The following is a 23189-nucleotide window of genomic DNA, read 5'->3' as shown; positions in this document are numbered from 1 at the left end:
CTGTTTTGTTTCTGTTTCTACCGATCATAAATCCTTACCTGAAAAGCAAGGGCGCAAACCGGTACAGATTATCTCTCCAAACCGGCCAGGTATGGCCTCCGGGATACTCATAATAGGTATATTTCAGTCCGAGTTCGTCAAATTTTTTCAGCATTTTCAGCCCGTTGTCATGCGCTATGTCTTCTTTGCCTCCCATGGCAATCCACATCGTCCTCAGATCTTTATTGATTTTTTCTTTGTGCTGGCTGATAAAATCATATTGCTTATCCGCAACAGTCTTCTGTCTGTCGTATATCCATCCGGAACTGAATACCCCAAGAGCAGAAAACAGTGCCGTATTTTGTATACCGGTGTACAGGGTATGTATGCCTCCCATAGACAATCCTGCCAGGGCGCGATGGGCAGCATCGGTTTCTACCCGGTATTCTTTTTCGATCAATGGGATAACCACTTCTTTGAGTTCGGCTTCAAACATGTTTAGTCCGTTTTCTTCGAATGCAGGAGCATTCATATTGGCATCGGGCATCACCACCAGCATCGGCACCACCTGTTCTGCCGCGATCAGGTTATCGAGAATAACATCGGTTTTGCCTTGCATGGCCCATCCGCTTTCATCTTCTCCTCCGCCGTGTAACAGATAGAGTACCGGGTATTTCCGATCCGAATCGTCATATCCGGGAGGTGTATAGATAAATACGCGTCGCCAGCTTCGGGTCACCCCGGAAAAATATTTCCGGATACGGATCTCTCCGCGAGGTACCTCCCGGAGTTTATCATAGTCTCCTCCGTAAAAAGGGATCTCAATACCACTGGCCATACGGCCCATACCGTAAAAGGTTTCACTGGACGGATCGGCAAGGGGCACGCCGTCTATAAGCAGGGAGTAATAATGGAATCCGGGACTCACCGAATCGGTAGTTACGGTCCACGTTCCCTGTTCGTCTTTTTTCATATCGTATTTACCGGACAAATCTACCCCAACCTGTTTTGCTTCCGGCGCATGAATACGGAACTTCACCCGGTGATCGGGTAATATCTGCGGGTAATCAGCCGATCTCACATTGGTCTCGGCCGGAATTCCCAGCACACTGTACTTGCCAAACGATGTCTTATCAACCGGTTTGAATAGAAGTTGTGAAAACACATACAAGTCGTTCTTCCAGACTTTGAAATCATGCCCGCCGGGTTCGGCATAAAATATATGAGGTATCTGGTGCCTGGCCAGGTATTCGTGTGTACGTTTTGAGATATACATCAGGTTGTCGCGATCGCCACAGGAAATCCACAACAGCTTTAATTTTTCGCGTAGTTCCGATGGTTCCGGGACTAATATTTCGGGAGTTTTGGTATTGGGTGCGGAGGAAAATCCTCCGACCCAACCAAAGATATCCGGGTTACCAAGACCAAAATTCAGTGACTGTCCTCCTCCCATGGACAGTCCTGCAAGGGCGCGATGCCCCGGGTCCGTATACACCGGATAATCTTTTTCTATGTGTGGAATAAGATCGTTGAGCAGATCCTTTTCAAAAGTGGCAAATGCCCTGACCTTGATGCTGTCGAAAATATTTCCGGTAGCCCTGTCATCTTTCATGGCACGTCCGTTGGGCAATACCACAATCATAGGGGCCAATTCTCTCTCTCTGTAGAGGTTATCCAGAATAATCTGCGGGTTTCCCTGGTCCAGCCATTCGTATTCATCCCCGCCAATACCGTGAAGGAGATACAGCACCGGGTATTTCTTGTCGGCCGAATATCCGGGTGGGGTGTATACCACAGCTTTTCTGTCGGTCTGTACCGTTTCCGAGTAGTAAGCAATCGTGTCTACCCTTCCATGCGGAATATCCGCACGATAGGTGTCGAATCCTTCCGGGGCATGCTGTTCTACCTGTTGTGCCTGTGCAAGGAACGCCAGGATAAACAGGAAAGGAATCATCATTTTAAGTCTGGTTTTCATGGTCTCATATCTTATAGTGATTTTACGTATTCCCTACCGGTTAAAAAAACAGGGACTCCTTAGATTAAAAAAGGGTTGTCCCTGTTCCACCAAAACTGCTTATTGTAAGCTCATGATATCATTTCCGGTACACTGTTAATTGGGGTACCCCGGATTCTGATATGCTCTTTTATCGGATTCGGACATTTCCATACCATCCAGCTGTCCCTGAGGAATTGGCCGCAAATAATGATAAGGTTCTATAGTTCTTTGAAAGGTCTGCGGGGTGTGATCTCCCACATCCGGACCACATATCGTATAGGATCCTGCAAACTCTTCCCATTTTTGGGTACGCACGAGGTCAAACCACCGATATCCCTCTCCATAATATTCCCTGGAACGTTCTTCGAGAATATAGTTGATGGTAATTTCGGCTGGTGTAGCCGACACCATTTCATCGCTGTAATCTTCATCTTTGGCGGCGTTGCCGTTATTGTCCCATCGCCATTTCCCCGCACGGGCACGGATAACATTGATAAGTTCCCTGGCGCTCTGGCCTCCCTGCGGAACAGCACCTTTAACAATGGCTTCTGCTGCGATAAAGTAAAATTCGGAAAACTTGGCGATATTAAACGGACGTGTACTCGCCGCATTGGGTTGCCCCAGGCCATTCCCGTTATCGGTACGATACACCCCGAGTTTCCATAATCCCGGATACACCCGGCGGCTTATTCCCTCCGGCGAGATCACATAATCCGAACGGCCAGGTAACACTCCTGCTCCTATCCCGCTGTTATACGTACTATTGGAATAGTCTATAGCCTCGTCCGGTTCTTCATCGAGGAAAGAAAAAATAGGTTCTCCCGGATAGACTTTCAGATTATTGGCGTTATACACAAATTCCGCATTACTTCCTCCTTTGGGCCAGTTAGCACGATAAACGGTGACGAAAGTACCGTCGTAGCGGGAGTCGTTCGTCTTATCTTCGAAGGTGTTGGTCACCACATCTATGGTAGGGGCCATACGTGTCCACGGCCGGCCGTAGGCTTGTGCCGCTTCCCGCTGTACCGAACTCAATATGCTGCTGCGCTCCGTATTGAGTGCGCTGATCAGACTGGTATAATTCCATGTCATCATCCATACTGCAAAATTATCGGGAGCTCCCCCGCTACCATAAGTAAGGCTTCCTCCGTTATAGAGTTCGCTGTCTTCGGTATGATCTGCATACAGTAAAATCTCGTTATTACGGTCATTCTCAGCAAGGTTTACATCATAATAAGTATCCTGTAAACCGTAAGGCCCGGGACTGTTTATAGCCTCTACAGCAATGTCATGAGCCTGCTGATAATACCACTGCGCATCGTGTCCGTCGGGGTCTACCCGCTGGGCTTCGGGATAAGTAGGAATATTACGAGGGTTTTCCAGCCACCACGCATAGGTCAGATAAGCCTTCGCGAGGTGAAGCCGTGCAACGGTTTTTGTTACTGCCCCGGTGACCCTTCCTACATCCGGAAGGTTTTCGATAGCCGTAATCAGATCCGGAAATACGGCTTTGGTGTACACTTCCGGAACCGTATTCCGGACGGAAGTACGCACCGTAGCGGTATTAAATCGCAATTCTCCTCCACCCAGATCGAGCGGAACTCCACCAAAAGTCTGTACGAGCAAAAAGTAATCAAAGGCCCTGAAAAACCTCGCTTCGGCAATGAGCGACTCGGGGATATTCTCTACGGTAGGAGCGTTTTCTATAATCCCGCTTGCCATATTGATGTTTGGCAGCGCGTTATTCCAAAGCACATCGGAACGGCTCGTCATGGCATTGAGCTGCCCCACTCCGGAGAGGTCCATATCCCTGAAGTTCCCATCCGCACTTTGTGCATAGGTAGCCTCATCGGTTCCCGTAAGACAGGAGTTGTAATAATAGGCCTGTCCGTAAATATTTCGCAGGTGTCCGTACAAGGCGGTCACTCCTCCGTAAATCCCCCTTTCCGTCTGGAAATAACCGGGTTCATAAATACTGCGGGGCTGCTCGTCCAGGATATCCTTGGAGCACGATCCCAAAAACAGCGAAAGCAATGCTGTTCCTATATATATTTTTATATAATTACGTTTCATAGCTATCGGTTTTAAAAAGTTAGATTCAGACCAATCATATAGTTTCGTGTCGCCGGGGTATTGGTCCCGATAATCAACAGACGTCTTTGCCCGCCCACTGCGACATTTTCATCACCATACGAGTTGGTTTCCGGGTCCATCCCCGATTCCCGGGTGTAAGGCGAGAAAAGTACAAACGGGTTCTGCACGGTACAATACAACCGTAACCTGTCGATCCCCGCATCCGTGATAAATTTCTGGTCAAAATTATATCCGAGTGTGATGGTACGCACCTTGAGAAAAGAAGCGTCGAAATAGCCCAGCGTACTTCCGTATTTGGGATTATCACTGGTCTGGATTCCTCCGGGTTTCGGGTATTTTGCATCTGTGTTTTCCGGGGTCCAGTAATCCACACTGACGTTATTACCTGCACGGCCGTTCAAGGTGTTCAGGTATCCGGAAGAGCCGTAAAGTGCACTGATCAGTGTTCCTCCGCTCTTAAAAGCCCCTACCATACTAAAATCGAAATTCTTGTAGGTGAGCCTGGTATTAAATCCTCCCTGAAACCTGGGCTGTAAATCGCGGATCTGCCTGTCTTCGGCACCGATAGCCCTGGTCGGCGATCCGTCCGCATTATAATCTCCGGTATATTTTACCTTGATCATCCCTGCATTCCCCCCGGGCTCGAGGATATCCCGATACGGATCGTCTTCCTGCCACAATCCTGTACGTTCATAATCGTAGATCACATCTATAGGATGTCCTACGAACCACCAGTTTCCTTCATCGCGCTGCTGCCCCGATGCCAGGGCTACCAGTTTGTTCCGGTTGGCATAGACATTGATCCCGGCTTCCCAGCTCAACCCGTCCGGATTATCGAGAATAAGTCCGTTCAGCGAAAATTCCATCCCTTTGTTCTGGGTCTTCCCGATATTGGCCGTATAGCTCCCTACCCCGGTCGTCGGAGGTAATCCTACGCCAAGCAATACATCATTTGTATTCTGAATATAATATTCGGCAGTACCGGATAGCCTGTTGTTGAAAAAGGAAAAATCCAGACCGAAGTTCCAGGTTTCGGAATACTCCCACCCCAGATCCGCATTGGGCAATTCGGAAAGATAATATCCCATGGCAAATTCATCTCCGAAATTATAAGGTCTTGTGGCCAGTAAACCGAGTGTCTTGTACGGATCAACGGACTGATTGGACGTTTGTCCGAAACCTACCCGGAATTTTAACTGATCTATGCTTTCCACGTTTTTCATAAAAGACTCTTTAGCGATGTTCCATCCTGCCGATATGGCCGGGTAGGAATGCCACTGATGGCCTTTGGCCAATCTCGAAGAACCGTCCGAACGGAACGTTGCACTCAACATATAGCGATCGTCATAGGAATACATGGCTCGCCCCATATAAGACATCAGGCCGCTGACATTGTACCATTGCTCTCCGGGATTGACATTGATCTCTCCCTGGGCCTGCCCCAGGTTGTAGAACTGAAAGTGATCTGCCGGAATATCCCTGGCCCAGACATACGACCTGTTATAGCGGGATTCCTGTGCGGAATATAATGCTACCACGTTCAGGTTATGCTTTTCAGCAAACGTACGATCATAGGTAAGCATATGCTCTATTGTCCATTCCGTCGTATGTGCATTGGCAATGGAGGCCGTAGAAGGGTTGTCGGTTATACCACTGAACACCCCTTCGCCGGTATAACTACCGTCATTGCTCTGGCGGTAGTTCAACCCGAGATTCATACGATACTTTAATCCTTCTACATACGGAATATCCAGCTCGGCATACAAACTGTTATAAGAACTGAAGGCACGATTCTGGTCCACGTACTTATCTCCGAGCGATTCGAAACGCTTTCTGCCGGGCACCCATTGCGCTCCGGAAGTCTGTTCGAGCAATGTATTTTTCAGGGAACCGTCTTCATTATACGGATTTGCTATCGGCGAACGCCCGAGCGCCATCCCTACGGCAGGCGAATTGTTCCCGTTGGTTACGGCATAAGTATTATTCGTCGTCAGTCCGACGCGGATAAACTCTCCTATCCCCTGGTCAAACGAGCCCCTAAGGGACAGACGTTCGTAATTTTGTAACGGCACCACGGCTTCATCTTTATAGTAACCTACGTTAAAGCTATAGCTCCCTTTTTGTGTTCCCCCGGTCACCCCGATATCATGACTGGTAAGCATACCGGTCTTGAAAATCATATCCTGCCAGTCGGTATTGGTATCATCCGACTCATCGAGGGTATTATCAAATTGTCCTGCCGCAGCCCGAAGCGCTACAAACTCCGGTCCGTCCATCATCGGGAATTTAGAAAACAGGGTGCGTATACCGGTGTATCCGTTATAGGTTATTTTAGCGTCCTGCCCGGCCTGCCCGCGGTTTGTAGTCACCAGGATCACCCCGTTGGCTCCTCTCGATCCATAGATGGCCGTGGCGGAAGCATCTTTGAGGATATCAAGACTTTTGATATCATTAGGGTTGATATCTCCTATCGAACCTCCGAAAGGAATTCCGTCCAGTACCACAAGCGGATCATTACTGGCGTTAAGCGACCGGGTACCTCGAATACGGATCTGCATGGAGGCGCCGGGTTTACTCGAAGTAGGGGTCATCTCCACCCCTGCCACACGTCCCTGGATAGCCTGGGAGATGTTAGGCGCTGGCATTTCACGGATCTCTCCTCCTTTTACGGAAGCTACAGAACCGGTCACCGCTTCTTTTCGCTGTGTTCCGTATCCGACTACCACAACTTCATCGAGTTGCTGCAGATCTTCTTCGAGAGTGACATCGACAGACGATCGTCCTCCTACGTTAATTTCCACGGTCTTAAAACCTACATAAGAAAATACGAGTACAGCATTGGCATCGGGTACCTGGATACTGTAATTCCCGTCAAAATCACTGACAGCCCCGGTGTTTGTTCCTTTTACCCGGACACTTACCCCGGGAAGTTCCACCCCCGATTCGTCAAGCGTTCTCCCCGATACGGTCTGCTGAGCCTGGGCATAGACCGTAAAAGAAAACATCAGCACCAGCGAAAAGGCTATTCTGAAAAGCCATCGACAACACTGCTGCCATAAAGATTGTACATTTACACTTTGCATAGATTTTGATTTTAAAGCAACTAAAAACCAAAAGCGTTTGAACACGTTGTTATTACCTGCCCTGTCCGCCAAAAAAACTTCCCTGTGTTACGAGGTTTGGTTTTTAATTTTCTGATTGGTTAAACTTCACACACATTATTATAAAAACGAGCTGTACATTCAAAAAGGAATTAAAAAAGAGTACGACAGCTTCTGTTTTTTTCACACTACTTAAACGCTTTGGAACTGGCATACATTCCCACCGTTGTACCTGTAAAGCCATAAGAGTTCGCTGTAGAAAGGTGTCTTGCCGGAATATGTTCCGCGACCTTTTTCCAGTCATCACTTCCTTGCTTAAAGGTGAAATCGAAATGTTTTCCTGAAGAGGTTATTTTCAGTAACACCCCTGTTTTGTCTTCGGAAGAAAGTGCCTGTTTACCGATAACCTCCACCCCTTCGGGGCTTATTTTATGTACGGTTACTTCGGTCTCTTCCCCGGTTTTGTGTACCAGGAATGCATATTGATGTTTTTCGTCTTTAAACAGGACCAACCCGGCTTGCTCCTTATCGGTTTCCGGAAGAAAATGCATTCGGGTCTCACATTCGAATTTATGGTGTTGTAACCTTCGGGCCACAAAAGCAGGCTCTTTGAGTTCCGATGTATTCACCTCAGCTGTTTTAAGCGCGAGGTACCCCGGGTTTTCCTTAAGCGTGTAGAGCCCTTCCGCCGGTCCTCTCAGGGTCATCCATTCGGCACCCAACTGCGGAGCATCAAAATTTTCCCGTACCGTAAAATTCCCGAACGTAACACGGTCTGCCCGTTGCACTCCGTCCATTTTCACGATTCTCGGTACGACTTCATCACCCGTTGTCATAAAGGGAAACCCGTCTTCACTCCATTGTACCGGCATCATGAATGTTTCCCGGCCCAGATTCTCAAAATCGTTCTCCAGCGGACGGCAGGCGAGGAACACGCCCCACCACTCGCCATTGTCTTTTTGTATAAGATCGGCATGCCCTGCGCAGGTAACCGGTAAAGGACGGTCCGGGTCCAGGTGTCTCTGGGTGAGGATCGGGTTCTTATCCCAGGGCTTAAAAGGCCCCATCGGACTGTCGGAAACAAATATAACCTCACGGTGATCTACCGAAGTTCCACCTTCGGCACACATCAGAAAATACTTCCCGTTTATATGGTACAGGTGCGGTCCTTCTATCCAGATTGGCTTCTCTTTGAGATCTACCCCTCCGTTTATGATCATTTTCCCCTCTCCCTTTGTCTTTTCCGTTTCCACGTCAAATTCGTGGATACGGATCGCCCTGTGCCCTTCATAGGCAGACCCTCCGTCAGGTTCGTCATTATTCACGATGTAAGCTTTTCCGTCCTCATCAAAAAGAAAAGACGGATCGATGCCGTGTACCCCGGGCAACCATACAGGATCCGACCAATCCCCGAAAGGATCACGGGTCTTGACAAAAAAATTACCACCGCCGATATTGGTCGTAATCATGTAATACGTCCGGTTGTGCGGATTGTAACTGATGGCCGGTGCAAATATCCCCTGACTGACACGTTGATTGTCCAGTTTGAGCTGAGCGGAGCGACGGAGAATATTCCCCACCTGTTTCCAGTTCATGAGGTCTTTACTATGAAATAACGGAACTCCCGGAAAATAGGAAAACGTACTCGTTACCATAAAATAATCATCGCCGTTACGGCATATACTGGGATCGGAATACCACCCGGGAAGGATGGGATTGTAAAAAGAGGAGTTATCCGGCAGCGGATTCTCTGTATAAAAATCATCTTTCCCGGTATAATTAAAGTAATCAAAGAAAGCCGTATGAGGAGCTACCGGCACATTCTCGTCTTTCTTTGCTTCAGGGCCGCAAGACATGAACGCTACAAGGTATACAATGCAAGGTACAAACCTCCGCAATACGGACAAACATGGTGTGTTTAACATGGTCGGTTCTGTAGATTAATTAACGCTTAAAGCTGTGTTCTCCGCATGTCGGAAAATAACACGCGGGACCTCTTCATCTGCACAATAACAGTTCGCTTCAAAAAACTTTTTTTCACTTGCGATTTAGCTGTTATCACATGGGGTAAAAGTACCCCCTAATTGTCAAAATGACTATTCGTAATGTTACAATTCCTTTCCGTTACGTTACACCGGCACGAAATCACAGAATATTTAACAATACTTAACCTACAGAATATACGAAAATATCATTTTAAACCACCGAATACTATCAAAAACACAATTACGTAATATTCATATTAATAATTTACCACAGGAAGCCTGGCCAAGACTGTTTAATGGCCCAAAAACCGGATATCAAATGAGATACATCATATTAAATACTTTAAAACAAGACCTCAAAACAGTATTGTTAATATTTTTTTATCTAAAAAATTGAGAATATAAAAAAATAAGCATACATTGTAGTCATAAAAACTATATGGTGTATACACTATATGAGCCCACGGAATATTCATGGAATCCGGCCAGGTTTTATCGCTTTCCGGGAGCGAACTTCGGAAGGTCGTGTGAACATTACGAAAAATGTAGTGATCGGTGTTTAAATTATAAGTTACTGCCATGATGAAACAACTATTTTTCAGATTTTTGATAGCTATTTCCCCTTACTGTCCCCCTGCTATTGTATTTGCAGCTTTCATCGGCTGTTTTTTTTATACGGTGCCTGAGCTTTTTGCGCAATCCGGCAAGCTTTATTCTACGGATACGGAATTATCCAGCAGCATGATCAACCAGGTTTTTCAGGATTCCAGGGGACTTATCTGGATTGCTACCGAAGACGGCCTCAATCGTTACGACGGCGCCAAGTTTACAAAACTGAAACACCGCCAGCAAGACACAACAAGCTTACTGAACAATTACGTCCGGGTCATATTCGAGAACCGGGAAAGCCACTTGTTTTTCGGTTTTTTCAACGGTTTGCAACACTACGATTACGACACCCAGTCCTTTACGGAAATCCCTATATATACTTCAGAAAGGAAGCGTTTACAACCTCACGTAACTTCGGTTACGGAGCGAAAAAACGGGGATGTCCTGGTGGGTACTTCCGGCTTTGGTATATTCCTGCTACAAAAAAAAGGCGGACAATATTTCTGTACCCCTTCCGATATATCCCTCACTACAGGTTATGTACACGGACTCTTCGAAGATGCTTCACAGTCCTTATGGGTCCTCACCCAAGACCAGGGACTGTTTCGGATAACGAGGTCCGGGAAATCCGAGCATTTCTTTACCTCAAATACCGGAGAGGGAAATATTTCGAGTATATGCCAGGATCACAAGGGCGATATTTATGCCGGAAATCTGCATGAAGGCCTGTTTATATACGACGAGAAAAAACACAACTTCCGGTCGGTCATTTCACAGCACCGCGCCCAAATTCCCGTAAAGACCCTATACGTCAATAAAGAAGGGCATATCCTCATCGGCACGGATGGTGAAGGTATCAAGCTTTTTAACACGAAAACCGGACAGTTGACAGACCTGAACCCGGGAGCAAATCGTTTTGATTTTTCAAAGACAAAAGTACATTCCATTACGGAAGACCAATCCGGAAATTTATGGGTGGGTATCTTCCAGAAAGGGGTTATGCTCATCCCCTCCATGACCAACAGTTTCCGGTATATCGGTTATCAGTCTCCTCAGAACAACGCCATCGGTTCCAATTGTGTAATGTCCGTATTCAAGGACCGCAAAGGTATTCTATGGGTGGGAACGGACGGCGACGGGCTCTACGGTGTCGATGAAACAGGTAAGCAGGTGGCTCATTTTGCTCCACCGAATGCCCCGGCTACCATTATGACGATCTTCGAGGATTCGGAACATCATCTATGGGTTGGTTCTTACCTCAAAGGACTCGCCCGGGTAGACCGCAAAACAGGAAAGTTCGAGTATATGGGTCAGCTCAGGGACGATCAGTCTCATAAAGTAGAAAGCATCTACGCCATTACCGAAGATCGCGATAAGAACCTTTGGATAGGTTCTATGGGATCGGGACTTTTTTCCCTAAACCTCAAGACCGGCGAAGTAACCCGGTATTGTACGGCTCCCAACGGCAACCCGGAAGACCGTCTTCATAACAAGTGGATCAACTACCTGCTGTATACGGAAGACAATATGTTGTATATAGGAACGTATGGAGGCCTGGGGTTTCTGGATCTCGATACCATGTCGTTCCTCAATACGGAGAAAAAAAAACATTCCCTGAATAACACCATTATCTATACCCTGCACGAAGACCAGGACGGAAGCCTCTGGATGGGAACCTCCGAAGGACTGTACCGCAAACATCGCAACGGAGCGCATAAAAAGTACACCATGGCAGATGGCCTCTCCAGCGACTTTATCTGTGCGATACAGGGAGATGACCAGAATCATCTCTGGGTAAGTACGCACCACGGGTTATCGAGATTCGATCCGCAGAAGCAACACTTTACCAACTACTATATCAACGACGGTCTGCAGGGTAACGAATTCAGCAAAGGAGCAGGGTATTCGGATGAAACGGGCCAACTTATCTTCGCAGGCACCAACGGGGTCACCCTTTTTCGTCCTGAAGCTATTATCGATAACGGACAAGTGCCTGATGTAAAGATCACGGCTTTTTACATCCGGAACAAGGAGGTTAAAAAAGGTATGAAGTCCGGAAAATACGACATTATAGAAAAAAATATTACCGAGTCCGATACCATACAACTGGCCTATTCCGATAATACATTCAGTATCGAATTTGCCACGACCAACTTCACTTCTCCCGAAAAAGTCACCTATTATTATACGCTCAACACTAACAACTGGGTGAGTCTACGACAGGTAGGAAACAACATTACTTTTAATGATCTCGTACCGGGCACCTATACATTTCGTGTAAAAGCCCGGGAAAACAAGGCCTTTTCACCTCCTGAGGAAATCACGGTAATCATCCACCCCCCGTGGTATGCTTCGGTATGGGCCAGGATATCTTACGGGGCATTAGTCCTGCTTATCGGTTTTCTCATCTACTACCAGGTACGGCAATGGTATAAAACCCGGAAAAAGATCCGTAAGCAGCATTACAACAATAAGATCAACGAAGCCAAACTACAGTTTTTTATCAATATCTCTCATGAAATAAAAACCCCGATATCGCTGATCATAAATCCGCTGACCAAACTCATACATTCCGATAGAGACCCTACCCGTCAGCGTACCTATAAACTGATCCGGCGAAACTCGGAGCGTATCCTGCACCTGATTAATCAGCTTATCGATGTCCGAAAGATCGATAAGGGACAAATAACCATGCAATTCCGAAAAATCGAGATCATCGGGTTTATTGAAAAAGTGTGCACGTTATTCGAAGACCGTATCCAGGCCCAGAATATACATTTCGAATTCCGGCACAATGTCCCCGCTTTGTTTATGTATGCAGACCCCGCCTATTTTGATAAGGTCATCCAGAACGTATTGTCCAACGCCTTTAAATTCACACCCGATAACGGTGTCATACGACTGACCCTTGATGTGATAAAACACGATAACGGGGAAGATTATGCCCGAATTACCGTGCAGGACAGCGGTGCGGGCATTAAACCGGAAGAAACCGAACGCATCTTTAACAGGTTTTACCAGAACCCCGATCCGGACAAGCCGGTGGAAGGTACGGGAATAGGACTGCATTTCACCCGGTCTATCGTAAACCTGCATTACGGTACCATCCGTGCTGTGAATACCCCGGAAAACCAAGGGGCTACATTTGTGATCGAGATCCCTATGGAAGCTCATCATTTCGGGCTCCTGCCTTCCGAAACTCCCGTAACACCGTCTCACCAATACGAACCGAGAAGAGAACCTTATATTACCAGTTTCTCCGAAGCTACGGATGATGAACATGTCCGTTCGAGTACGAAGTATAACGTACTCATCGTGGATGATGACGAAGAAATACGAAACTATCTGCACAAAGAACTGGCCCCGTTATATCATGTGGCGGAATGTTGTAATGGTAAACAGGCCCTTATGCAGATACTCAGGAAAAATCCGGATATCATTATCAGTGATGTGAAAATGCCCGAAATTGACGGGATCGCGCTATGCAAAAGAATTAAACAAAATGTGAATATCAACCATATTCCGGTAGTCTTGCTTACGGCTAAAACGGGGATCAACGATAATATCGAAGGGTTGTCCATAGGAGCGGACGCCTACCTGTCCAAGCCCTTTAACATAGAGATCCTCAAAAAAACCGTACGCAACCTGATTAAAAACAGGGAGTTATTGAAAAACATATACTGCGGAAATCAGATCAAGGAAGATAAACTGAGTAAGATCAGTATCAAATCGGCGGATGAAAAACTGCTGCAAAAAGTCACAAAACTCATCAACGAAAACATTGCTAATCCGGAGCTTAACGTAGAGATGATGGCTTCGGAGATCGGGATCAGTCGTGTTCATCTTTTCCGGAAACTCAAGGAGCTCACCAACCAGTCGCCCCGCGATTTTATAAGGAACATACGCCTCAAACAGGCCGGTGAACTACTCCGTACCAATAACCTGAGCATTACCGAAATCGCTTATGCGACCGGGTTCTCCAATGTTTCCAAATTTTCGTCCGGGTTCAAGGAATTTTACGGGCTTACACCGACGGTCTACAGGGAGAAGGTCCCGGAAGAAGCCAGCGTGCACTAAAAACGTGCCAAGAGAAAAACAGGTGTCATCTTCGCGGATGTCCCAGGTCTTTCAGGACCCGGACAGCGGCATGGTATCCGCACATACCGTGTACGCCTCCGCCCGGCGGTGTGGAAGACGAACATAGGTACACTCCTTTTGCCGAGGTACGATACGGTGACCTGCGCCATGCCGGCCGGGTAAAAAGCTGTCCGATGTCGATAACCCCGCCATTGATATCGCCTCCTACGTAATTGGGATTGTAATCCTGCATTGCTATGGTATTCATCGTGTTCCTGGCCAGTATCACATCCTTAAAACCGGGAGCAAACCGCTCCACCTGGTTCTCTATAGCTTCTGTACGGTCTGCTACAGATCCGTGGGGCACATGGCAATATGCCCAGGCCGTATGCTTCCCTTCGGGCGAACGCTTATGGTCTATTATACTGGGTTGTGTAAGTAATACGAAAGGGTTGCCGGCAAGCTTCCCCTGTGCTGCCTGCTTTTCGGAGTGCACAATTTCCTCCAGGGTGTTGCCGAGGTGAACGGTTCCTGCCCTCCTGCATGCTTCGGCCTTAAAAGGTATGGGTTCGTCGAGAGCCCAGTCTATTTTAAAAACCCCCATTCCATAGCGGTACCTCTTCAGCTGCCATCGATAAAATGCGGACAGCCTGTCTCCTGCTATGTCCAGTAATTGCCGGGGCGTTACATCGAGAAGTACGGCACGGGCGTGTGGAAGCTCTTCCAGCGAACGCACATAGTATCCGGTGTGGACGGTTCCCCCCATCGAAGTAAACAAAGAACCCATGGCATCGGCAATGGCCTGTGATCCTCCTTCCGGTACGGGCCATCCGCCATCGTGCCCGGATGCCGTGAGGACCAGCCCTATGGCTGATGTCGCATAATTACTCAGGGGCTGCAAAGAATGTGCGGCCATACCTGCCCAGAGCCCTTTACCCGCCCGGGTACGGAAATGTCTTGCAAACCAGGTGGCCGGCTGTAATGCCCTCATCCCGAATTTCAGCATGTTCCGGGGACAGGAAGGAAAAGTCAGAGGTCCGAGAACATCCGGAGCAATATCGCACCAATATGAGGCGAGATCGGTATAGATATCACAGTATGCTTTGGTGTCTTGTCCAAGGGAAGCTGCACTGCGGCGCACGGACCGCTCCAGGTGCGCTGCGGAACCGTCGTCGAAGGGATGTGCACAATCTATCTCCGGCCAGATGTATCTCAGCCCGTGCCTGTGTAGTGGCAGGGAAGCCATAAAGGGTGAAGCCAGGGCAGTCGGGTGCACCGCAGAACAGATGTCGTGCCGGAACCCAGGCAGCGTAAGTTCGGCCGTACGCATCCCGCCCCCGATAGTTTCTTTACCTTCTATGAGCAGCACCTGTAATCCCTCCGACTGCAGTTTTATGGCTGCAGCCAGCCCGTTGGGGCCGGACCCTACGACGATAATATCATAATCTTCCTCCATCGTTCCCCTAAGTTACGGGAATATCCGGAAATTACAGTGTTTTCCTATGATCTTTCGGGTCGGTCAATGGTCGCCGTCTTCCCGGTCCACTTTATCTTCCAGCGCCCTCGCCGCCCCGCTGGTATGCTTTTCTTCGGAATAGAACAGAGCATTCATATCTACTCCCCTGGCTTCGGCCCGCTCCCGGAACCTGTCATATCCCGGCAAACTGCGGTGTATCCCCAACAGGAGTAACTGTATGAGAAGTATAGCGAGAATGGCAATCACTAACTTTCCGGCACGGCTTTTCATCAGAGGCTTTCTGTTATTTCGGGAAATACGATATAAAACATCAGGTAGGCAACCGCCAGGGTAAGCAACAGGTTAAAAAGCTGTCCGCAGGCGTACAGAATAAGCGGTTTCCCTCCGCTGAAATGCGATTTTAATGCCTTAAAGTTCACAGACAGCCCGATACTCACAAAAGCCAGGCAGAACAACCAGCTCCGTAGGTCTTTGGTAAAACTCCTGATCAGCCCCCGGTCTATCATAGCCTCTCCGAGATCAGGTCCTGCAAGATGGTATAACAACGAAATCAGTATTGACGCTCCTACGAATCCGAGAATAAATTTGGGAAAACGGTTCCATAGTTCCTTTGCTTCTATCCTGCTATTTCCGCGCTCTTTATTGCCGGATATCCGTGCAAAATAATAAGCGACAAAGAAAGCTATAAGCCCGATGAGCATATTCTGAATCATCTTTATGGTTGCCGCTACCTGCAGGGCGGTCTCTCCGAGGAAAGCTCCGGCAGCTACCACAGCACCGGTGGCATCTATAGTACCACCTATCCAGGCGCCCCCGAGTACTTCGGGCATACCGGTCATATTGATAAAGGCCGGTAACACGACCATCATCACCGAAGTAAACACCATAGACAAACCCACCGCAAGGGTGAGTTCTTCCTTACTGGCTTTCGATGCCGCAGCCGTCGCTATGGCCGCCGAAACCCCGCAGACGGACATATCGGCACTGATCGTTATATTCAGTGTTTTACTCGTTATCTTCAGGACTTTCTGTCCGAACCAGTACGTGAGTACCAGAACAACCGGAGTGACCACCCAGGCTACGAAAATCCCGGGCAACCCTATGGATAGTATTTTCCCGAATAAGATCTCCGCACCGAGTAATACCAATCCGGTCTTGATATAAAATTCCGTCCTGACGGCCGGAAGCAACCAGGCAGGCGTTCCTATGGTATTTGAGATCACCATGCCAAGCACTATCCCCCATAAAGGATAACCGAAGCCCATAGAGCGGACATCGGTTTGCTGCCCCAGTATAAAAGAAATCAAAGCCAACCCGAAAATACCCAGAAAACCAATAAAAAAAGTCCGGAAGCCGTATCCCAGAAAATGTCCGCCAATCGCAAAAATCATCCCGAATAGTATGGCCAGCACCGGCAGTGACCACAGCAGGTTATAGGAGGACACCCCTTTTTTCGCCTTATCCAGTGCCTTACGGGCTTCGTTCCATATAGTAGCAGAACGGGCTGCCGTTTCCATGTCTCTTCCCGGAGTTCCCCTACGTTCAAAATGCCTTTGCGCCGCAAGAGCACGTTCCTCAAGTATCCGGAGACTGTCTTCGGCAGCCGGAAGAACGGTGGGATACGGAGCCTCATTTTTATATAAGGACTGCAGCGGATTATATTCCCATTTTCCGGGACTGCGCAATACGTTTTTTATCGCACTGCCTGCAGGGGTCCCGGCAGAAGACAAAACCGATCGCTCCTCCGAAAGACGGTACCAGGCAACTGTTTTATAAGGGGAACTCTCCTGCGCTTTCAGTTCCTCTTTCAGCAAATTTTCTTGTTGTGCCATCCCCGAAAATGGAAGGATGAAAAAAACAATAAGTCCGATAAGGACAAGACCGAGACCAATGATAATGGCCCAGCTGTCTTCATTTCTTAAAACACGTTGCATACGGCGGATGTAAAGATGGGTTATGTCCGTTAAGACGGCAAATTAATAAAATTCGGACAGATTACCCCACGGCATTCCCCAAACCACATCCTTCCGCTAAGTTCGACGCTGACATCGGCTATCCAGGTCAGACTTATCAATAAAAAACTAAAAACCAAACACTTAACACTAAAAAAACTTATCAATCTGTATATTTTTTACACAAAAAACATGGTGTATGTTTCAAATTACACAACATAATCCATGACTTAAAAAACATAAATCACTAACAAACAGCAAACTAACTAAAAACCTGAATTATGGCATAAAATTTACATTATACATAACAGAACATTTAAAGTTAATCTTAAAAACATCATATTATGAAAAAGGTAATTTTGGCTTCGGCCCTGGTTTTCGGAATTTTTGCCGCTCAGGCAACCCCCGTAATAGCACATAACAATAACATCGTTACCGTACAGCAGGAAGAGTTTACCGAAGTTCCGGTAGACCAGGTACCGCAGGAAGTCTCCGATGCACTTTCCAGAGACTTTGAAGGTGCTACCATTTCCAAAGCTTATACGAACGAAGCAAAGGAGTACAAACTGGAAATTTCCATGAACGGTGAAGAGAATGTACTTTTTGCCGATAAAGACGGAAACTGGATACAGAAATAAGCAGGTTTAATGCTTTAATCCGATAATCTTTATATTCATGTGAAAGAGGCTGTCCGGGAGGATGGCCTCTTTTATTATGGCAATAGAAACCGATGAGTATGGGTAGCGCAGGATTTCAGTACCCGGTATTTTTGCAGTCCCGTTTTCAGAGTGTATTATTATTCACTTCTATCCAGTAACCGTCCGGATCCTGCAGGTAGATCTGTTTTATCCCATCCGGCCTTGTATTGGTCGTTCCGGCTTCACCGGGCCAGTTCTCGAAATGAACGTGATGTACTTTGAGATGCTCCATAAATGCATCGAGATCATTTACGTTCAGTGCCAGGTGAACCCCTTTGTGCGGTTCAAAATGTTCTTCGCTTTCGATGAGGTGTATCTGCACTTTGTCCTGAAACCGGAACCAGCGATACTTTACTCCAAGGCCACCACTATAGATCTCCTCCAGACCGAATATTCGCGAATAAAATGCCGCACTTTTATTGACATCCCTGACCAGCAAAGCATCGTGATCTTTATGGAATGTAAAATTATGCGGAGATGATGTACGTTCGTTCATGATAATATGGTATTGTCATTGATTTTTCAGTGTATGAAAATACTATTTTTTTTAAACTCCCTGTTTTCCATGAAGGGTTTACGGTTCTACCTGTTTAGTTTTACCGCAATATCGGAGGAATAGAAAATCTTCTGTTACTCTCCTCTAAACATGTATTTTTGTACCCATAAGATATAAAAACGCCAGGTTATTATATTTTTAAACACCAAAAAACATCCATGTACCGTAAACATCTGCTATTTTTTATCTTGTTGCCCTTCACCGTATTTTCACAGGCACAGGACAATCCTTTACAAAAACAAGAGCAGGACAGCCTGATGTTTATACGGCAAAAAGCCCGCGACTATTTGCATGCATGCCAGCAATACCATCGCAACGGCCAGTATGAACTGCATAAAAAATATACCGATTCCCTACTGGAATTTTCCCGTTCTTACGAGCTCAGGGAAGCAGAACTTCAGGCGCTGATGAACCAGGCCATCTATTATAACAATATCAATGCGTATGAAAAAGCGTTGCGTATTTATCACGAAGCACTCGACAAATGCGGGGACATCCCCAACAGGGATATTGCCAGGACAGTAATTCTGGTCAATGTCGGTAATGTCTATAATAATATCGGGGCCTACGACAAGGCCATTGCCGTGATGGACACCGTGATACAGCGGACCAGGATGTATAAAACCCCTCCCCTGACCGCCATTGCCGCTTACAACGGACTTTCTACGGGGTATTCCAAACTCGGTGATGAAAAGGAATCCCTGCGTTACCTGGAAAAGGTCCGCAAGATGGGCCTCGAAATCGGGGATACTACTGTTGTGGTTACCGCACTCAACAATATGAGCAGTTCCTATATGACGCTGGGAGATTACGGCAAATCACTGGATCTCAGTAATAATTCCTTAAATCTCCAGCAAAACATCGTATATTCCAAACAAAAGACAACGGCACTTCTTAATATCGGCATGAGTTATCTCAGATCCGGGAAACCCAAACAAGCCATAACGTATCTCAACCAGGCCGGGGAAGCATCCGTGCAACTGCACATCGTTGAAGTGGAAATGAAGACTCACAACTATCTTGCCGAAGCTTATGAAGCTACAGGAGACTTCGAATCCTCGTATAAGGAACAAAAACGGTATTCGGATATGGTAAAGTCCAATATGAAGGAAAAGGGCGATGCCATGACGCTCGACCTGAAAAAGGAAAACTCCGATCAGCAGAAAATCATACAACACGGAAAAAGGGAACTCGCTTTTCTCAGGGCGCAAAAAGGAAAGATCATCCTGGGATGTTTCTTAGGATTTCTTCTGCTATCGGGTATCCTGTTTTTTTACTACCGGAAACGGAAGTCCCTGGAATCGGAAAACGCCCGGCTTATCCGCGATTTCCGGGATATTCACAATCGCCACGACGCCCTCAAGACCCAAATGGAAGAGATCGCCGGGCGGATAGGCCATGAAAATGCAGCAAATGACAATAATTCCCCGAGCTATAAAAATTCTTCCCTCAGTGCGGCAGACCGGCAGCTACTCATGCACAAACTCACCGATTATATGGAACAGGAGAAACCTTACCTGGATTTTGACCTGAATCATTCGCAACTGGCTTCCAGGCTCGGTATGAGCAGTAATCACCTTTCTGAAGTCCTGAGCCTGTGTTTTGAGCAGAATTTCTACAATTTCATTAATATCTATCGGGTCGACGAGGCTTGCAGGTTAATGAAAGACCCGGAGTACCGGAATCTCAAGATCATAGCTATCGCATACGAATCCGGCTTTAAAAGCAAATCTTCCTTCAACCGGATTTTCAAAAACCATACCGGCTATACCCCGACGGCCTACAAAGAGAAATTCTGCAGTTAGCCCCCTTTTTATGGTCTTTTTCGTGTACCACTCATTAGGGTGATACCGTTGGCACAGAAGTGTTGGATACTTTTGCGGCAAAAGCAGCATTTCGTTTTTGGAAAAGTACCGAACTATGCAACAACGATTACTTCCAGCGTTTTTCCTCATCTTATATTCCGGTATCTGTCTGCACGCACAGACTACCGCCATACCCGATACCGGTTTCGAACAGGAACTCATCGACCAGGGTATTGACAGCAACGGACTCAACGGTAACATACTCAACTCGGACGCACTGGGGGTTTCCTCCCTCACCATTTCAGCAAATACCATTACGGACTTTACAGGGCTTGAAGCTTTTACCGCTCTGGAATACCTCGATGCAGGAACCAACCAGTTTGCCACCCTGCCTCTGCACAATTTAACAGCATTGAAAACACTGATCTTCGATCAGAACCAGGTCCTGGAAAACCTCGACCTTTCCTCTAATACCGAATTGACGACCCTCGATATCCGGGCCAACGGAATGACCAATGAGGCTCCGATCACCGAAATTGACCTGGGGACAAATACAAAACTGGAAAAAATACATATTTATAACTTCGGAGACCTGCAGGATTTTACACTGCCACAGACCACCTCACTAACCGATCTCTATATCTATTCGAGAAATGACCTGGATATCGACCTGGCCCCGAACCCCAACCTGGAACAAATCGATCTCGGTGTAGGAGCCTTACGCACCATACAGGTCAATCTACCTTCCACTCCGGATATCCTGAAGAACATACGCTTATATGGCGGAAACATCCCGGTTATCGATCTTTCCAACTTTATTGCTTTACAAACCATCACACTTATAGGCACGGATGTACAAACCTTTATCCCTCCTGCAACCGCTACGCTCACTAAAATAGATATACTACTACACCACATGAGCAATCTCTCTTTACAAAACTGTCCTGAGCTGACCGATGTAAGTATCACATCCAAGGGTACTTCGGGGCCCTTTGAGATCGACCTTTCCGGAAATACAGCGCTTCTCCGACTCAACCTCAGTAGCAACAATATGCTTCAGCTCGACGTCACCAATAATACTTTAATCCGTCAACTCACCGCTTCGGGCAATCAACTTACCGGGATCGACCTGTCACAAAATACCTTGCTTGAAAACCTCAATGTAAGCCGCAATGACTTCAGCAGTATCGACCTCTCCAACAATACACTGCTCAAATCACTTAACGCTTCTTCCAACCATATAACCCCTACTATCGATATCTCACAAAACCCGTTACTGGAAAGGATCAACCTCAGTAGAAACGAACTGACATTTTTCGACATTTCAACCGCTCAAAATATAGGGAGTATTGATGTATCAGAAAACAACATCACCGGAAATGAGCTCATGATGCAGTTTTTTACCAATGTGGCACATCTGGGATCCAAAACCCTGAAGGTAAACGATAACGAAATGTCCGGCCCTATTCCCGACTTCAGTTCCAAAGTGACTCCAAATACTTATAATTTCTCTTTTGAATTTCAGCATAACCGTTTTCACTTCGGGGATTTTGAAGGGCAGCACGAAGATTACGTCTATTTCCGGGATCATAAACGACGGGAGCAGGATTTTTATCATATTTTCGGGGATTACAACTATGCTCCCCAGGCCAAAACAGACGAACCCGAAGCATATCTGCCCAATGCGGGAGATACCCTTATACTGACGACAAAGGTCAGGGGAAGCCAGAATCATTATCAATGGTTTAAGGACGGTACTCCCATCGAAGACGCCCCTGATGATCACGAATACATCCTGAACAATCTCTCCGGATGCGACAAAGGCGTCTATTACTGCCAGATAACCAGCGATCTGGTTCCTCTGGAAGACAGTGCCCCCCCCCGGAAACAACGGAAAAAATCTTATTCTCATCCGGCATGATATTACAGTGACGGTTCCGCAGGTAGCAAAACAATGTACTTCCGTAACCTTCCCGTCCGATGAAGCAACAGATGTTCCGTTAATTCCGGAAATCACATGGGCCAATGTACCGGGAGCCTGCGGATATAAGGTCAGCTTAGGAACAAATCCTGATGCGGACAATTTCTTAGACGGGGAAGATATCGGAAAAGTACTTTCATATACCCCGGAAGTGCCATTACAAAGCAGCACTACGTACCATCTCCGTATCATCCCCTATTTTGAAGACGAGGAGCAGGAAAACTGTCCGGTAACTTCGTTTTCTACAGGCGACGGTGCAGAACCACCGGAATGCACCACACTGCTTTCTCCTGTTCCCGGCAGTACGGATGTTCCTGTAAGTACCCTACTGGAATGGAATAGTGTTAACGGTGCAGATGGATATTATCTACAGGCAGGTACCACTCCCGGTGGAAATGATATTCTTTCGGAAACGGACCTTACTGAAGGTACTATGACCTCTTTTGAATTTCCGGAAGCACTGCCGGAAAATACGGAAATATTCATACGTATCACCCCCTATAACGAAGAAGGAGAAGCCGAAGGATGTACGGAGATCAGTTTTACCACCGAGATCTTACTTACCGCACCGCCTTGTACCACCGTGAACATGCCGCAAAACGGGGATACCGAGGTCGGTATTAATACCGATATTTCCTGGAACTCCATTGCGGAAGCCGAAGGGTACTATGTTTCCATAGGGACCACATCCGGGGGGATGGATTTTGTGAACCGTCAGCAGGTGTCCGGGAATGTGTTTACACTCCCTCAACCTCTCGAAGAACACACCACCTACTATGTTTCCGTTATTCCTTATAACGAAGAAGGAGAAGCCGAAGGATGTACGGAGATCAGTTTTACCACCGAGACATTGCTTACCGCACCGCCGTGTACCACCAT

General features: G+C 47.1%; 12 protein-coding genes and 1 pseudogene. 5 read left to right on the top strand and 8 right to left on the bottom strand.

Annotation, left to right across the window (positions count from 1 at the left end; genetic code table 11):
- Positions 1-34: 34 nt before the first annotated feature.
- From BT112_RS17775 to BT112_RS17760, 4 genes are all read right to left on the bottom strand, one after another.
- Complete coding sequence (locus tag BT112_RS17775) at positions 35-1954, bottom strand: alpha/beta hydrolase-fold protein (protein ID WP_072318814.1); 1920 nt, start codon at positions 1952-1954, stop codon at positions 35-37.
- 135 nt (positions 1955-2089) lie between these two features.
- Positions 2090-4048 carry a RagB/SusD family nutrient uptake outer membrane protein gene (locus BT112_RS17770; RefSeq protein WP_072318813.1) on the bottom strand — a complete coding sequence of 653 codons (1959 nt, stop codon included), beginning with the start codon at positions 4046-4048 and terminating at the stop codon, positions 2090-2092.
- A gap of 11 nt (positions 4049-4059) precedes the next feature.
- Positions 4060-7152 (bottom strand): SusC/RagA family TonB-linked outer membrane protein, encoded by a 3093-nt coding sequence (locus BT112_RS17765; protein ID WP_072318812.1) that lies wholly within the window; start codon positions 7150-7152, stop codon positions 4060-4062.
- Between the two features lie 206 nt (positions 7153-7358).
- Complete coding sequence (locus BT112_RS17760; RefSeq protein ID WP_217652420.1) at positions 7359-9026, bottom strand: glycoside hydrolase family 43 protein; 1668 nt, start codon at positions 9024-9026, stop codon at positions 7359-7361.
- A gap of 870 nt (positions 9027-9896) precedes the next feature.
- On the opposite strand from BT112_RS17760, the gene BT112_RS17750 reads away from it, so the two are divergent.
- On the top strand, positions 9897-13841 hold the full coding sequence (locus BT112_RS17750) for a hybrid sensor histidine kinase/response regulator transcription factor (protein WP_217652418.1): 3945 nt from the start codon (positions 9897-9899) through the stop codon (positions 13839-13841).
- A 25-nt stretch (positions 13842-13866) separates the two neighbouring features.
- Here the strand turns inward: BT112_RS17750 and BT112_RS17745 are convergent, their stop codons facing one another.
- The 3 genes from BT112_RS17745 to BT112_RS17735 form a co-directional block, all read right to left on the bottom strand.
- Positions 13867-15297, bottom strand: coding sequence for a phytoene desaturase family protein (locus tag BT112_RS17745; RefSeq protein WP_072318809.1), 1431 nt, complete (start codon positions 15295-15297; stop codon positions 13867-13869).
- 63 nt (positions 15298-15360) lie between these two features.
- Positions 15361-15588: a hypothetical protein gene (locus BT112_RS17740; RefSeq protein ID WP_072318808.1), complete on the bottom strand. Its 228-nt coding sequence runs from the start codon at positions 15586-15588 to the stop codon at positions 15361-15363.
- Positions 15588-17252, bottom strand: coding sequence for a YeiH family protein (locus BT112_RS17735; RefSeq protein WP_072318807.1), 1665 nt, complete (start codon positions 17250-17252; stop codon positions 15588-15590). The genes BT112_RS17740 and BT112_RS17735 overlap by 1 nt, the downstream gene beginning before the upstream one ends.
- Positions 17253-17614: 362 nt before the next feature.
- On the opposite strand from BT112_RS17735, the gene BT112_RS17730 reads away from it, so the two are divergent.
- Positions 17615-17908 (top strand): hypothetical protein, encoded by a 294-nt coding sequence (locus BT112_RS17730; RefSeq protein WP_072318806.1) that lies wholly within the window; start codon positions 17615-17617, stop codon positions 17906-17908.
- A 145-nt stretch (positions 17909-18053) separates the two neighbouring features.
- Here BT112_RS17730 and BT112_RS17725 read toward each other — a convergent pair whose 3' ends face one another.
- Positions 18054-18464: a VOC family protein gene (locus tag BT112_RS17725; RefSeq protein ID WP_072318805.1), complete on the bottom strand. Its 411-nt coding sequence runs from the start codon at positions 18462-18464 to the stop codon at positions 18054-18056.
- 218 nt (positions 18465-18682) lie between these two features.
- Between BT112_RS17725 and BT112_RS17720 the strand changes: the two genes are divergently transcribed.
- The 3 genes and pseudogenes from BT112_RS17720 to BT112_RS21905 form a co-directional block, all read left to right on the top strand.
- Positions 18683-20329, top strand: a complete 1647-nt coding sequence (locus BT112_RS17720; protein ID WP_072318804.1) for an AraC family transcriptional regulator — start codon at positions 18683-18685, stop codon at positions 20327-20329.
- Positions 20330-20444: 115 nt separating this feature from the next.
- A complete protein-coding gene (locus BT112_RS17715; protein WP_072318803.1) occupies positions 20445-22250 on the top strand; it encodes a hypothetical protein in 1806 nt (601 codons plus the stop codon).
- A gap of 7 nt (positions 22251-22257) precedes the next feature.
- Positions 22258-23189, top strand: a pseudogene (locus BT112_RS21905) (hypothetical protein); the annotation flags it as partial.

The sequence above is a fragment of the Sinomicrobium oceani genome, assembly GCF_900119185.1.
GTDB lineage: Bacteria > Bacteroidota > Bacteroidia > Flavobacteriales > Flavobacteriaceae > Sinomicrobium > Sinomicrobium oceani.
The sequence above is the reverse complement of the archived record's forward strand: the minus strand, read 5'-3'. Positions and strand labels throughout refer to the sequence as shown.